This window comes from Ascidiimonas meishanensis (assembly GCF_037782385.1).
In the GTDB taxonomy this organism is placed as follows: domain Bacteria; phylum Bacteroidota; class Bacteroidia; order Flavobacteriales; family Flavobacteriaceae; genus Ascidiimonas; species Ascidiimonas meishanensis.
Window position 1 is genome coordinate 110727 of the sequence record NZ_JBBEXD010000006.1, and the last position, 14166, is coordinate 124892.

At 35.7% G+C, this 14166-nt stretch carries 10 protein-coding genes; 3 read left to right on the forward strand and 7 right to left on the reverse strand.

Annotation, left to right across the window (positions count from 1 at the left end; translation table 11 throughout):
- Positions 1-24: 24 nt before the first annotated feature.
- Genes WBG07_RS12660 through WBG07_RS12670 form a run of 3 tightly spaced genes read right to left on the reverse strand, consistent with a single transcriptional unit; the run spans position 25 to position 7864 of the window.
- Positions 25-342: a hypothetical protein gene (locus WBG07_RS12660; protein ID WP_340201822.1), complete on the reverse strand. Its 318-nt coding sequence runs from the start codon at positions 340-342 to the stop codon at positions 25-27.
- Positions 336-5417 carry a fibronectin type III domain-containing protein gene (locus WBG07_RS12665; RefSeq protein WP_340201823.1) on the reverse strand — a complete coding sequence of 1694 codons (5082 nt, stop codon included), beginning with the start codon at positions 5415-5417 and terminating at the stop codon, positions 336-338. The genes WBG07_RS12660 and WBG07_RS12665 overlap by 7 nt, the downstream gene beginning before the upstream one ends.
- An 8-nt stretch (positions 5418-5425) precedes the next feature.
- A complete protein-coding gene (locus WBG07_RS12670; protein WP_340201825.1) occupies positions 5426-7864 on the reverse strand; it encodes a TonB-dependent receptor in 2439 nt (812 codons plus the stop codon).
- Positions 7865-8249: 385 nt separating this feature from the next.
- On the opposite strand from WBG07_RS12670, the gene WBG07_RS12675 reads away from it, so the two are divergent.
- Positions 8250-9353, forward strand: a complete 1104-nt coding sequence (locus WBG07_RS12675) for a glycoside hydrolase family 3 N-terminal domain-containing protein (protein WP_340201827.1) — start codon at positions 8250-8252, stop codon at positions 9351-9353.
- A 77-nt stretch (positions 9354-9430) separates the two neighbouring features.
- Here WBG07_RS12675 and WBG07_RS12680 read toward each other — a convergent pair whose 3' ends face one another.
- Positions 9431-10465 carry a leucine-rich repeat domain-containing protein gene (locus WBG07_RS12680; protein WP_340201829.1) on the reverse strand — a complete coding sequence of 345 codons (1035 nt, stop codon included), beginning with the start codon at positions 10463-10465 and terminating at the stop codon, positions 9431-9433.
- Positions 10466-10850: 385 nt separating this feature from the next.
- Here WBG07_RS12680 and WBG07_RS12685 point away from each other — a divergent pair, with 385 nt between their 5' ends.
- A complete protein-coding gene (locus tag WBG07_RS12685) occupies positions 10851-12374 on the forward strand; it encodes a GH3 family acyl-acid amido synthetase (RefSeq protein WP_340201831.1) in 1524 nt (507 codons plus the stop codon).
- On the opposite strand, the gene WBG07_RS12690 is transcribed toward WBG07_RS12685, so the two are convergent.
- Entirely contained in the window at positions 12375-13025 is a 651-nt protein-coding gene (locus WBG07_RS12690) for a hypothetical protein (RefSeq protein ID WP_340201833.1), read from the reverse strand.
- A gap of 138 nt (positions 13026-13163) precedes the next feature.
- Between WBG07_RS12690 and WBG07_RS12695 the strand changes: the two genes are divergently transcribed.
- The gene (locus WBG07_RS12695) at positions 13164-13568 is read left to right on the forward strand and encodes an arsenate reductase family protein (protein WP_340201835.1); all 405 of its coding nucleotides are present in this window, start codon (positions 13164-13166) and stop codon (positions 13566-13568) included.
- 107 nt (positions 13569-13675) lie between these two features.
- On the opposite strand, the gene WBG07_RS12700 is transcribed toward WBG07_RS12695, so the two are convergent.
- Both WBG07_RS12700 and WBG07_RS12705 read right to left on the reverse strand, forming a co-directional pair.
- Entirely contained in the window at positions 13676-13840 is a 165-nt protein-coding gene (locus WBG07_RS12700) for a hypothetical protein (protein WP_340201837.1), read from the reverse strand.
- A 34-nt stretch (positions 13841-13874) separates the two neighbouring features.
- Positions 13875-14039: a DUF1328 family protein gene (locus WBG07_RS12705; protein ID WP_340201839.1), complete on the reverse strand. Its 165-nt coding sequence runs from the start codon at positions 14037-14039 to the stop codon at positions 13875-13877.
- Between the last annotated feature and the right edge of the window lie 127 nt (positions 14040-14166).

Here is a 14166-nt window from a genome sequence, read left to right on the forward strand (position 1 = left end):
AAAATTATTCGTAGGCTAACAATTTTACCAGTTAAGTTCTTTTTCAATTTTTTCCTGCATTGTGTAAATATGAATACCCAATGCATTATGTTGTTCGTTCGTCTCAAAATTTTCAAAAAATTCGATACCCCGAGATAGATTAGACAGTTGGTTGTAAATTACTTTAAGATGTTTTTTCTGCTGTTTCTTCTCATACTTCAAAATTTCCTTCTGAATTGACTGTACTCCATTGATGCCCTTAAGTGCCGATTTCTTATCGATGGTACTTTCAGAGGTCTCGTAAACTTCCGTATAGAAATCTATCAAGGGCTTCAAGTAGGTATGAAAGGATTTGATTACCATGAAGTTTGGCTGGTTTTTGGGTTAAAGTTTGGGTCCTGACGATTAATATACCCTATGAAAAGTTGTGCATCTCCTCCCGGCAAATGATAATTACTAGGTACATCACTCACCGCCTGTTTGGCAGCCTTACCTTTCCATGCTCTGATGGTGACACCTTGAGGAACGTTATATTCGCTCAGGTATTCAAAATTATTCCATTCAGGTCTTACGGCGGTGCCTCCGATTACCTCTTCAAGTGTACGTGGTTTTTGCAGAGTCCAGTAAGGACCTCCAGCACCATTTGGAGGATGTACTCTATAGATCTTTTGACCTGCTGTAAGCTCAATCGCATCAATAGTTCCTGAAAAGGTCTTCACTTTATCTGTTGGTAAATCATAAGCGCTATCCCAACCATTGGGTAATATACTTTTGTCTGATATAGATGATGAATTACTGCTGTATCTTCCTCTGGCGACTCCTGGTATATTATCATAATCTTTGATGATCACCAGAATGTGATAATAGCTTTCGGCATCCGCAATTTCATCCATCAGTTTTTGTTTGCTTCTGGATTTGCCAATTGCTTCGGCTAATTTATCTCTATCAACTCCTTTTAGCATTGCTTCACGGAGTGTACGTAAATTTTGAGGTCTTTTTCGTAAGATAGGATTGCCTTCAAGTATACTCCAGGCATTTACTAATTGCAGTTTGGTTAATTCATCGAGATTCTTAAAAAGATCTGCAAGTTCAGCAGAGCTTTGAATGTCTTGTTTTAAGGCATCCGGGACATCGGTATAATCAAGTACGTTTTTGATGAAGTGATCATCCAGTTCCCGAATCCTAGGATCATCTGTACCGTAACGAGCGATCAACTTTGATCTATTCTTTTCATATTGGCGAGCTGCTCTCAATCGGCTAAGCCCCATCGCCGTTTGAACCACTCCGGTTGCAAACAATGCATTTTGCAGGTAACTGTTATAACTTTCAAAAGCATCACAGAATTCTTTATCTGAAACCACTTCGCACAACTCAGTATATTTGAGAATGATATTGGCTACATCGCTGGTAAATGTAATTCCGGCAATGGTAGTCTTTCTCAATTTAACGAGTTTGGAGACATGTCTGAGATGCCTTAGTTTAAAAAGATTGCCAATACCGCTCACCGTGGTGATTACATCAAAAGCTAATTCTGCTTTTTGCAGATTCTTTTTTAAATTATCCCGTTGTACATCTCCTGCAAAGTAAAGGGCAGGGTACATTCCGGTGAACACGTCATTAGTTTGACCCTCCAGGTAAATTAAAATTGGCTGGAAAAGTTCATATTGCAGTCGGGTTCGTTCTGTTTGGTATTGATTTCCATAGGGAGTATAGATAGGACGAGAAACCGATTTTGTGATGGTAATCGTGTTTCCACTAAATGCAGCCCCCGAGTACGACGCAACGGGGAACCATTTTCCCTCAGAATACATTAGGGTTAGCGGAGTGGATAAATCTCCGTCTCCTTCTTCGGTGTAGTCAAATAGATCAGGATTAGCATATTTGCTATTGGACCATAACTTGTAAAAGATATCAAGGAATCGATCAAAATTCTGCTCATTACCAAGCCATAATGTCATGATTCCGCTGTTATCAGATTTCTTGAACAACTTCTCCAAGAAACGGCTGCCATCGGGATCATTCACAAACTCATCTAAGAAATCATTTGCAAAGACTGTCTCATCTTTGCCGTGATTCTCAATAAGGTCAAAAATAAGATCTTCATAGCGCTCTTTAAGTCCGCTATATTTGAAGGCGATCTTCTTTATGATAATGTATCGATTGCGCGTTGAAAATTTGCTAGCGGCACAATTGGCGATATCTTTTAAAGCTTTGATATCTTCATCATTAAAAGATTCCTTTCCTTCAATTTGTCGAAGTACCTGCTCGTAATCCGCTTGAATTTCTTCCTGAGTATATGAAAAGAGATAGTCTTGTAGTTTATTAAGTTGATCTCTAATTGATTGATCATTTGGATCACTTACTATGGAGGATTTACTTTTACGAATTACCAATCCCCCATAATCCAGTATATAGAACGTTCTACCGCCAACACCGTAATAAGAATCTGAAGGCTTAAAGGAAGTGGTAATTTGTACCCGTCCAAGATTGGTTATTTCTTCTGAGATGATAATATCAAGATTTCCAAAATCTTCAGTTTTGGTATTCACTCTGCGAGAGGCCCACTCAAATTTAACGGGAACAATAGCTGAATTTCCCCCGGCGTAGCTGCATCTTACCGTTTGAAATACTTTAGAAGCATATTCGTCACCATCATATTCCCCTTCCTCATCTTTGTCAAAGAAATACAATTGGATACCTTCATCGCCCATGGCTTCCCATTGTACCTTAGAAATTTCAGTACCGTTACCGTTGTTGTAATCCATTAACCAGTTTGTACTTCCTGATTGTGCGGTAGTTTCAAAAGGATGTTGTAATTTAAAAACACCATGGCCAATTTCATGAGCAATTACTGTCGCTTGTTTAGCCTTGCTTTCAAGGCCAGATCCATTGCCAGAGAAAACAAATCCGAATTGGTTGCCTCTGGGCATAAATCCGGCAATTGATTTGGTAGGTCTTATATTATTGTCAAAAACGAATATATAGTAGGTGCGATTAGAGTAGGCACTGTAATTATTTTTAAAGTTGTTCTTAATAGCCGCAAATTCTTCCGGAAGCTGGGAAAGTAATCCGCTGCCATCGTAATCAAGTTCATTATTTCCATTTTTATCCCAGTCGGTAATTGCCAGATCATATTGTTGTGCCTTACTTATTTGCAGTGCTGCTCCTGAACTTGCAAAGGTATTCGCAGCAAGTGACACTGCATCCTCTTCAATGAAAGCATTATTGATTGGAACCAATACCATCCTTACGTCTTCAAACGATTTTAAATGATGAATAAAAAAACTGGAAATGACTACTTGTTTTCCAGTACCATTTTTATAGGTGATAAGAGCTTCCTCATTCTTATATCCCGTATGCCCTTCAACGATGATTTTGAATCGGTTTTCACCATCAACTCTTTCCGTTTTTAAAGCCATTCCGGCAACCGTCTTGAAAACAAGGCTGTCTATTGAGATCTCCGGATTTTTTATATCGATATCTGCATAGAAGCTATCGCTTTTGCCTGTAGGTACGGCTTTATGAAAAGGATAGATCTCTCCACCACTTTCTAGCTTTACTTTAGGATAGTTTTGCTCTTCGTAAGGATTGTTTACTTCATCCCAGCCGTACTTGGTATCCTCACTTTTCACATAAGTTACAGCAATATCGTTATTAGCAAAAGTTCCAGCAGACGGATTATCAACCGTACCATTACCACCGGGATTTACACCATCTGTATTGTCTCCTGTGACTGAACCCCCGTCTGCGACTTCCCCGATTTTCTTAAGATTCCCCTCTTCATCAACTACAAAGACGCCATTGCTTCCGGTGACCTGATAAGTATCTGTGTCGTCATAAGGAAATTCAATCTGAGTATCATTTCCGTTTTCGTCTTTACCAATCACTACAAGCGTGTTTCCATCATCGGTAATTTCTATCCGTTCAATATCAAAATCTACATCATCTAATACAATATTGTCTCCGCCATTGATAATATCACCAATATCGTCTAGCTCATCCCATGGGTCGATAATACCGCTTAAGTCGGGATCGTAAGTGGTTATTACGGTTCCTTCTGCAAGTTGACGGTCTGTATTAAGTAATATGTTGGTAAACTCTACAGCTACCTTAATACTTCCCAGATAGGGGATGCTTACGTAGCCTTTACCGCTAAACCTGCCAGAGCTTCCGCTCACTTCTATTACTTTTATTGGGAAATCTCCTGCCTTGAAGGTCTCTCCCGTATTGAGGTTTTCCAGCGGATTCCGATTACTGATGCTTATATCGGGAGCAATACCGCAATTATAGAGTCCGGCTTCATCATCCTGAATAAAAGTAGTAAAGGTTTGGATAGCTGAATATTCACTGTTGGTAAGGCTGCATTTTTTGGCTACCTGATATTCGTATACAGTGCCCGGTCTCAAATCCCATAGGGTGATAAAATTGGCTGTTGTTTTGGAATAAAACCATTGATTCTGTACGTCATTGCTCTTTTCCCGATACCTGATATTAAATTCGGGTACTTCATTTGTAAAGTCTACCCATAGAATATTTGCCTGATGGGTACCTTTCACTTCATGATCTACATTTTCTGGCGGAAGACAGGGAGCGGAATAGTCAAACCAGAAAATTTCACTAAAACCGTTATTCTTAAAAAGCCCTACTTCTTCGGCACCGTTGAGCGCCTTCGCCTGAACTCGCCACGCATAGCGTTTATTGCTTAATAGCAACGGATTGGCTGCGCCGTATAAATAAGAGGTATTGGTAGTGGTTACCTGAAATACCGGCGGTGATGATAGAAACGCTGCTTGCGGATCTACCGTATTATCCCAGATCTCTGCGATACTGAGTTCATATTGTACATTACTAACATTAATATGCCTTGGTGTCCATTGAAAAAATAAGTTGATCGGATTTTGCTCGGTAATATTTGATTGGTTAAACGGACTCACCAATAAAGGAGGTTCGTTTTGAAAAATATAGGTGGTCGCACAACTGCGTCTGGATAGCCTCGCACCGCTTAATACATCATAGACTTCAAAACAAAACTGGTAGGAACCTTCTGGAATAATTTGTCCGTATGCGGCAGGAGAGATGCCCGTAATATTTTCAAAAGCAAAGTATGGGGACAGTTCAGTTACTCCCAAATTAAGCGGCACCCCACCATCTAGAAAAAGAGCAGGTGCTCCAATTACGATATCATTACTTTGAAAGGCAATCCCATTTCCCTCAAAAAAGGCTCTGATTCTTACTTCCCGGTTGCTTACGGTGAGATCGTTTAAGGTTAGTTGTAACCTTAGCGGACCATTAATAATACTGGCGTCTGCATACGAAGTAAAATAAATAGGTGCGGGTGCGTTCACCTGAGGTACGGCTGTTACCGGAAATGTTTGCGCATTTGTATGGAGAACAAATAGCAAAAGCAAGCCAACGATATATTTCAAACGCTTGATCATAATTCTGGTTAGTTTTCTTTCTTTTCTATGTACTTAAGTTCAAACTTTTCTGGATCTACTTCCTTTAAGGACTTATGGTAATAGAAATCAATTATTTGGGATTCTAAATATAATTCAATTTTTTTAACATCGTTTTCTTTTTCGTACTTACGATAAGTACTGGCTGCTTCCATTTCTTTAAATTCTCTTAGAAATTTATCAGGGTTTTCTATCGAGTTAACCGAAGTATACTCTTCAAATTTTTGTTCCATCCAACGATGTCCCACCAATTTTTCCTGTCGGTTTCTTAGTTCTTTTTGTTGTTTTTTAATTTCTTCTCCCTGAATGTTGGGAGCTTTTATGACTTCATCCAAAGTAAATTTGGTTTCCAGAAATCGTTTTTCGAGAACAAAATCTATATCTGCCATATCTTCTTTAATTCGCTCTATTACGTTATAAACCAGTTGATCGTAGGTTTTAAGAAAATCATCAAAACTGTATAAAGCTTCCAGAAAAACCAGTGCTTTTTCCTTATAGTTTCCGGGTTTCTTCTGTGCTATCACATCTGCGTATAACAGGGTGAGTTCATCTTGTTTACCTAGTGGAATATTTATAAATTTACTGCTACGTCTAACATCGTTAAGTTGCTGATTCACTTGAGCAAATGTTCCGCTGTAAGTGACCGATCGATATCTGAATTGAACTGAAGGCAGCTGTTTTTTAAGTGCTGTATCTGAGGGGACTCTATTTCTTTTTTTGAATTTTAATCGGAAACTATCAAAAGCATATGAATAAGCTATCGTTGCCGTAAAATCAGTATTGCTTCCAGATGCTTCTGTACTTCTGAAAAGAGAAAGTAAATTGAGACTGAGGTTGTGAGTTTCTAGGAAAGTATAATTTCCACTCAGTCTAAAATTGTAAATATCATTCTGTTTGATTCCGTTATTAAAACCCGTATTGTACGAAGTGGAGAAATTCGTTCTCAGTTTTTTATCCAGAAACGATTTGGTGATTGCTAAGGTAGGTCCTGCAGTTAGATTTTTATCGGGTTCTATGGAGTTATAAGAAACGTTAGCCGCCAGTGAAACTGTCATGGCTCGTTGCGGGAAACCAAGAGCATAAGCGCTGGCGACATTATAGAAGTTAGAAAGACCACTTTCAATAGTTTCTCCGTTTTGTTGATTATTGGTGCCTTGATAGGTAAGATTAAGATTTAAGGATTGTACTTTTTTAGGTGTTTTTTTTAAAGCGTAGTTAATTCCGAGATTTGCATTCTGAGATATTTGCCGATAATTTAACGTATCAATATTATCAAAATCGGCTACCTGATTTATAAAGTCAAATTGATCTTGGATATTTGTATAAGATTGAAAATTGGAGTAGGCAGCATTTAAAGAAAGTTTGTCTGAGGCCGTATAACTCACGTTTATGGAACTTACAATTCTTTGTAATTCTGAACTCTTGCTATTATCTAAATTATCTCTTTGCAAGCCTGCATTTATACTTACGCTAACCTTATTGTCAAAGATGGTCTGTGAAGCATTTATGGTAATATTTTCAAGATCGTTATTAAAAAAGTAGGCACCAAACGTTTTATAATCTGGGTCTACCCGTTCATATCCTACACCTATTGCTCCATTACCGGCAGGATAAGAGAGGTCTGCACGAAGAGCGGTGTAATAATCTGTGGTTATATTAGTATTTAACAGAAATCCGGTGAGGCCTGTTCTTTGCGCTTCTTCGGTGGCTCTTGTATCTTCGGTAACGCCCGAAACCGCATATTCTAAAGAGAATTGAAGTTTATCAAACAGTCTAAAATTAGCCTGAGTACTTAACACCACATTTTCTTTGGGAGCCAGATTGATATCTGCAGGAAAGGGAATCTCAATAGAGTTTTCATCGTCTTTTGCGCGAAAAAAGATCAATCCAATTCTTGCAAAGTCAAATTCATAAGAAGCATTGAAGCCAAACCCCATTCGTTTATAAGCTGGAATGGAAGCAGGTTCTTCTGCATCGTATTCGGTAGCACGAAGAAAACGACCATACATGGCACTAAACTTAAACGGACCTTCCGGTGCGAGATCTACGCCGGCTCCGGTAAACTGATGTCCGTTTAACGTATACGGAGAAAAGGTCATGGCCACATCACCAATATGCGCTGTTACCCATTTATAGGAAGGATGAAGGCTTAACCGATTAAATTTAAACGGATTACTAAAATCGAATTCTTGATTTGAATAGGTAAATGATAATGGTATTGAATATAAGCCTGCTACCGAAAAATTGAGATTCCCACTCACAAAATAAGTGAAAGGATTTCTATTTGCGGTACCTTCATAATAAACTCCATTGGTGGATAAACCTCCCGTAACACGAAATAATTTATCTTGCCCTAAACGATCAAAATTGATGTTTTGGGCAGACATAAAAGTGCTCAAAAAAATAAACGGGATTATTTTTTTTAACAAAAAGTAGGTTATTTAAGTTCGGCTTAAATATAGAGAATAGGATTAAATAGAGGTAAACGTGTCTAAAATAATCGATTAACTGTATGAAAATTAGGAGAAAAAACCTTTTTTTCTCTGTCATAGTTAAGTGGTTTCAGTAGTTTATGCACTCATAATGAGAAGGTTTCTTTATTTAATGGAATTATAAACTATAAAATAGGGCTCTTGTCTACGTTTGTCTGAAACTTGCTTAGCAAGTTTGATTACAGAGAATGAATTGCAGAATGATTGTTTTCTTCAAAACAAAAAACTGCTTACAATTTTTATACTTTTACAGTTGTTAAGAGGAAAAGTATTAAGCCTAAAAAAATATTTTTCTACTGAATTGTAAATTTAATAGCTAGCTATGAATAAATTTTGCTTTATTTTTTTTGTAGGTGTATTGCTTACCGTACTGCCTATAACTTCACAAGAATTAAAAAAAGACAGTTTAGACATTAAAATAGGGCAGATGTTGATGTTGGGAATAGGCAATATAACAGAGACAGATACCTCTGATGTCATTTTAAAGTCGGTTTCTAAAGGTCACCTCGGGGGTATACTTTTGTATGAAAAAAATATTTCTAAAAACAACTCTAGTACTACTTTAAAGAATTTGATTGCTACTTACAAAAATAATTCAGAAATCCCTTTACTAGTTAGCATAGATGAAGAAGGAGGGATCGTAAATAGATTAAAGCCAAAATATGGGTTTCCAAAGACAGTTACTGCTAAATATTTAGGAGATCTTAATAGTATTGATTCTACAAAGCATTATTCAGATTTGATAGCTCATAATTTGTATCTATTGGGGATCAACGTAAATTATGCTCCTGTTATAGATTTGCATAACTCAGAGAATCCAGCTATCGGTAAAAATAAGAGAAGTTTTTCTATGGAACCAGAAATAGTAATTAAACACGCAAGAGAGGTCGTGAAGAGTCATCGCTATTTTGGGGTGAAAACAGTATTAAAACATTTTCCAGGACAGGGAAATGCCAATAAAGATTCGCATTACAACGTTACCGATGTTAGTAATACCTGGAAGGAAGAAGAACTATTTCCATACCTAAAACTTATGTACGAGGGAAATGTGGATGCTATTATGACAGCACATATTGTGAATAAAAATCTGGATGATGAAAAATTTCCGGCTACTTTATCAAAAAAGATCTTAAAAGGCTATTTGCGCAATCAATTAGGTTATGACGGAGTTATATTTTCTGATGATATGCAAATGCGCGCCATAAGTGATCATTTTGGATTTGAAACCGCTATCAAAATGGCTATTTTGGCAGGCGTAGATATTTTAATGTTTTCCAATCATATATACTCAAGGGATAGTAAACTTATTACTGCTGAAGACCTCATTGCAGTTATCAAAAAAATGGTTAACGACAAGGAAATTACCGAAGATAGAATTGATGCTTCTTATCGCCGAATTATGATTTTTAAAAAAACATTGTATTGAGGTGTTTGAGGAAGGTAAAATATAGAAAAACAGTATTAGTAATATTGTAAATACAAGATGTTTCTTAATTTTTGGAATTAAATAGATCTTCTTCTTTTTGTTTCTTTTTTAGAATTTGATTTATTCATTGAAGCATCCTCTTTTATAAGAGACTTATTAGTAGGTGATGCTTCTTTCTTAGAAGAATTCTCTGAATAACTGTTTATTTTAGTATGCCCTGCGAGTCTCTTAAGTTTTTCGAATACCAAACTTAATTCATCACTTTCTTTAGAGTCTTTAATATGGTTTTTTGTTAGGTTTTCAGTTGTCAAGCCTTGTACTCTAAGGTTGGGAATGTTTGATTCTAAACTCTCTAGTACTACTTTAGATCTAAAATCTAAATTATCTGTTGAATTCGTTAAATTTAATTCTCGAAGTTGACTTAGATTACCTGTGGTTTCTGGAATACTGCTAAGTGGTTGATTGCCCGATAAAATTAGTTGTCGAAGCTGATTTAGGTTTCCTATGGTTTCAGGGATGCTATTGATTTGATTATTAAATGCATACAACCGCCGAAGATTATTTAGATTTCCTATGGTTTCAGGGAGACTAGTGATTTGATTGTTTTGAAACGAAATTTCTAGAAGGCTATTTAAACTTCCAATACTATCTGGAATATTGGTAAGTTGATTGTCTCCTAAGTATAGGTTTTGAAGCTGACTTAGATTTCCTATGGTTTCAGGAATACTGGCGAGTTCATTCCTATTTAAAAAAATATTTAGAAGCTGATTTAGGTTTCCTATTGTTTCAGGAAGACTAGTGAGTTTATTGTTAGACAACATCAAATAGTTAAGCTCATTTATGTTTCCTATCGTTTCGGGGAGACTAGTGAGTTCATTATCATTTAACCACAACATATTTAGTTCATGCAGATTTCCAATAGTTTCAGGAATATTAGTTAGGTTGTTACCAGATAAATTTAAGTTAGTGAGATGGGGTAGTTTTTCAACTATTAACGGCATTAGTACCTTTAAATCATCATCTGTTAAATTAGAATTACTTAAATTTAAGTTGGTAAATCCATTTAACGAGGCTTCATTAATAGTATCTATTGCTTCAAGAACATTTCCCATAATGCTTTTTTTTCATGATAACATAATTAGTGATATAAACTATCTTAACCAAACGAATATGAATAAGTGTAACTTATATCTAAATATCTGTTTTAAGCAAAGACCTACTAAATGTATTAATGTCAATATATAGCATCTTTGATGAAGAGTTACGTTCTATAAATTAGGATCGCTTTTTATTGCTATTAGAGATGGGATTAGCTTTTAATGTTACTTTGAACTGTAAAAAGCAGATAAGTAAAAGCAGTAATTTTTTTATCAGAATTTATTTTGTGAATGCGTTTACATCTTCACCTTTAGAGCACTTAAATTCGCTAGATTAATCGCATTTTTGCTTCAATTTTTATTATTTGGGCAACAGTTGACTTTGAAAAATCAGAATTGTATGGCTATCATAGGAAGTTTAATAAAAGGGTTTATTGAAGCAAAGGATTTATTTACACGCCAGACAGACCATGTAGAGGCACAACAAAAAGTACTTAAAGAATTGCTGGAAAAGGCCTCAGAAACACAGTTTGGAAAACATTACAATTTCTCTAAAATCCTAAAATCAGACAAGGTAGAGAAAGCTTTTGCTACAAAGGTTCCCTATTTTGATTATCACCGTATTAATGATGCATGGTGGAAAAAATTACACGAAGGTGAAACAGATGTCACCTGGCCTGGAAGTCCTGATTATTATGCATTGAGTTCAGGTACCACCGGAAAAAAGAGTAAGCGAATACCCGTCACTGAAGAAATGATAGCATCTATAAGAAGAGCTGGGATAAAACAGGTTTTTGCCCTTAGTAATTTTGATTTACCTGCCGATTTCTTTGAAAAAGAGATCATGATGTTGGGAAGCTCAACCGATTTGATCGAGAAAGAAGATCATCTGGAAGGAGAGATTAGTGGAATAAGTGCCAGTAATATCCCGGAATGGTTTAGCGGATATTACAAACCGGGAAAAGAAATTGCAAAGATTGGTGATTGGGATCAAAGAGTTGAAAAAATTGCGAAAAAAGCGTCTGACTGGGATATTGGTGCATTAAGTGGTATACCTTCTTGGATGGAGCTAATGCTTCAAAAAGTAATTGAATATCACAATTTGAAAAATATTCATGAGATTTGGCCCAATCTTCAGGTGTACACTTCTGGTGGAGTAGCCTTTGATCCCTACAAAAAAAGTTTTAATACGCTCATGGGTAAACCTATTACTTTGATTGATACCTATTTAGCTTCTGAAGGATTCATAGCTTTTCAAAAAAGACCGGAAACAGATGCGATGCAATTGGTGACTGATAATGGGATATACTTTGAATTTGTTCCTTTTAAACCAGAATATATAAAATCTGATGGATCCCTTTCTGCGGAAGCTCCTTCGCTTACCATCGAAGAAGTGACCACTGATGAAGATTACGTTCTTATCATCAGTACTGTTTCAGGAGCGTGGCGTTATTTAATTGGCGACACCATCGCGTTTACCGATGTGGATCGCGCAGAAATCAAGATCACAGGAAGAACGAAATTCTTTTTAAATACAGTAGGTTCTCAGCTGTCTGTAAATAAACTAAATGACGCCATTCAGCATCTGGAAAATGAAATGGATATGGAAATATCAGAATATACGCTATGCGCTAAAAGATATGGAGAAGATTTCTATCACAGTTGGTATATTGGTACCACCACAAAGTTAGAGGAAAAGCACGTAGCAGAAATATTGGATGCATTTTTAAAAGACGCTAATAAAAACTACCGGGTAGCAAGATCAAAGGCGCTTGAAGGAGTTAAGGTGAAACTAATAGCGCCTTCTATTTTTCATGAATGGAGTGGGGCCAACAAGAAAAAAGGCGGTCAGGTAAAGATGGAACGCGTTATGGGCGAAGAAAAGTTTAAAGAATGGGAAGAATTTGTTGCACAAAATTCTTAATCATGAGCCGTCTCGCTCTTTAACCAGTTGCATAATGTCTTCAGGAGAAAGATAATACTTTTTGATACGATCGAGATAGGTGCCTGAAAGTCCAGCCTGACATAGAATAAAATTTTTAGTTGCCAAAATGTATTTTTCCATTCCGTGATTAATTGCATAAACATCTGCAGTTCTTTCTGCCTTTTTAATATGGTGTTGAAGAAAAATATAACGAATACCGAATAGAATCAAATTAAAGGAACTTCGCTCTTTATAATCCATTACATGTCCTAACTCATGTCCTAACCACCCTACCAGCACATCAAATGGTGCATCTTTTGTGTAAAATGTTTTTCCGTCGATCTTAAATTTTTCACTAATTAATATAACATATCTTCTTTTCTTCTTTGAATAAAAGAGCGTTTGCCAGACAGGCTGTGCCTGCATGGTTGATTTGGCAATTTCTTTTTTAAACTTAAAAATGACAGGCGTATTTCTTAATTGAGGATAAAAAGACAATGCTTTTTCTGCCTCCTCTTTTATTTCGTTGGGATATTTGTGACCATTAGAAGATTTATGGAAGATCATATAAATAAATAAAAGTATTAAAGCAGAAATTAATGTATTTAGTAGGGTGATTTTTTGAGGAGAGATACTCTTCTTTGTAAACAATAGTTGAAATATTTTGGTCTATCAAGTAAACTAACACTAAATTTATTAAAATTCAAACAAAATTGAATTTGAGTTAAACAAAAACTGATATGCATTCACATTAATATATAAAGAATATTATTTTTAAAATAAAAAATTATGTCACTTTTAGCAACTAGCAATAATTTAATCACATTAATTTACAATTCCAGTTCTTCTTTAGGCAAGCAAACATTGGCATATGTAAAAGCAAGTACAAAATCAATGAGGTTTATAGATGTTTTTAAAGAAAACATAACTGGTACACAATGGTTGGAAATTGCTGAAAAACTTAACATGAGTATTGGAGACCTTGTAGATAAAGAGCATGGCGATTTTAAAAAAGAAAATGTATCCAATCAACTAAATCTGGAAACTAATGATTGGTTAAAAATTCTAGATAAACAACCACAACTATTACAATATTCAATTCTTATTAAAGGAGAAGAATTCATTTTAATCAATACTCCATCCGAAGTAGCTAATCATATAAGTCCTGATAGTGGTGGTATAGATATTCCCTAAAACTAAGAGTTGATGTTTTGAGCTATTAAAAGCGGATAAATAATAACATATTTATCCGCTTTATCGATTAGCAATACTGCTAACCACCTAACAACTTCTACTGATTTTTAATCCACTTCGTCTTCAACATCTTCTACTGCATCTTCCACTTTATCACCTACTTCTTCTACACCATCTTCAATTTTTTCACTAGTAGACTTATCTTCCCGACATCCTGTAAAAGCTATTGCCATAATTAGCACAAGTGAAATAATGTATATAATTCTTTTCATAATATGTTGATTTTTGGTTAATTAAGAGTGTCTTTTATTTAGTTCTAAATTTCTTAGAAAAGAGAGATAATAAAAAGAGGAAAATAAAAATAAAAAACAAAATTTTTGCAATACTAGCTGCTCCCGCCGCAATACCACCAAATCCAAAAAGCGCAGCAACAATAGCAAGAATAATAAATGTAATGGTCCAACGTAACATAATTTTTTAATTTTTATTACTATTTAATTCCGTTCAAATATCCCTTTAACAGAGCTGATTCATTAACCATATCAATTTTATTCTTTACTCATATGCCATATTTAAATCATAGGGTAGTTTTTTTAAA

Coding starts and splice junctions, on each gene's coding strand:
- WBG07_RS12675 (WP_340201827.1), top strand. CDS start 8,250: ATGAATAAATTTTGCTTTATTTTTTTTGTAGGTGTATTGCTTACCGTA.
- WBG07_RS12700 (WP_340201837.1), bottom strand. CDS start 13,840: ATGAAAAGAATTATATACATTATTTCACTTGTGCTAATTATGGCAATA.
- WBG07_RS12665 (WP_340201823.1), bottom strand. CDS start 5,417: ATGATCAAGCGTTTGAAATATATCGTTGGCTTGCTTTTGCTATTTGTT.
- WBG07_RS12660 (WP_340201822.1), bottom strand. CDS start 342: ATGGTAATCAAATCCTTTCATACCTACTTGAAGCCCTTGATAGATTTC.
- WBG07_RS12680 (WP_340201829.1), bottom strand. CDS start 10,465: ATGGGAAATGTTCTTGAAGCAATAGATACTATTAATGAAGCCTCGTTA.
- WBG07_RS12685 (WP_340201831.1), top strand. CDS start 10,851: ATGGCTATCATAGGAAGTTTAATAAAAGGGTTTATTGAAGCAAAGGAT.
- WBG07_RS12695 (WP_340201835.1), top strand. CDS start 13,164: ATGTCACTTTTAGCAACTAGCAATAATTTAATCACATTAATTTACAAT.
- WBG07_RS12705 (WP_340201839.1), bottom strand. CDS start 14,039: ATGTTACGTTGGACCATTACATTTATTATTCTTGCTATTGTTGCTGCG.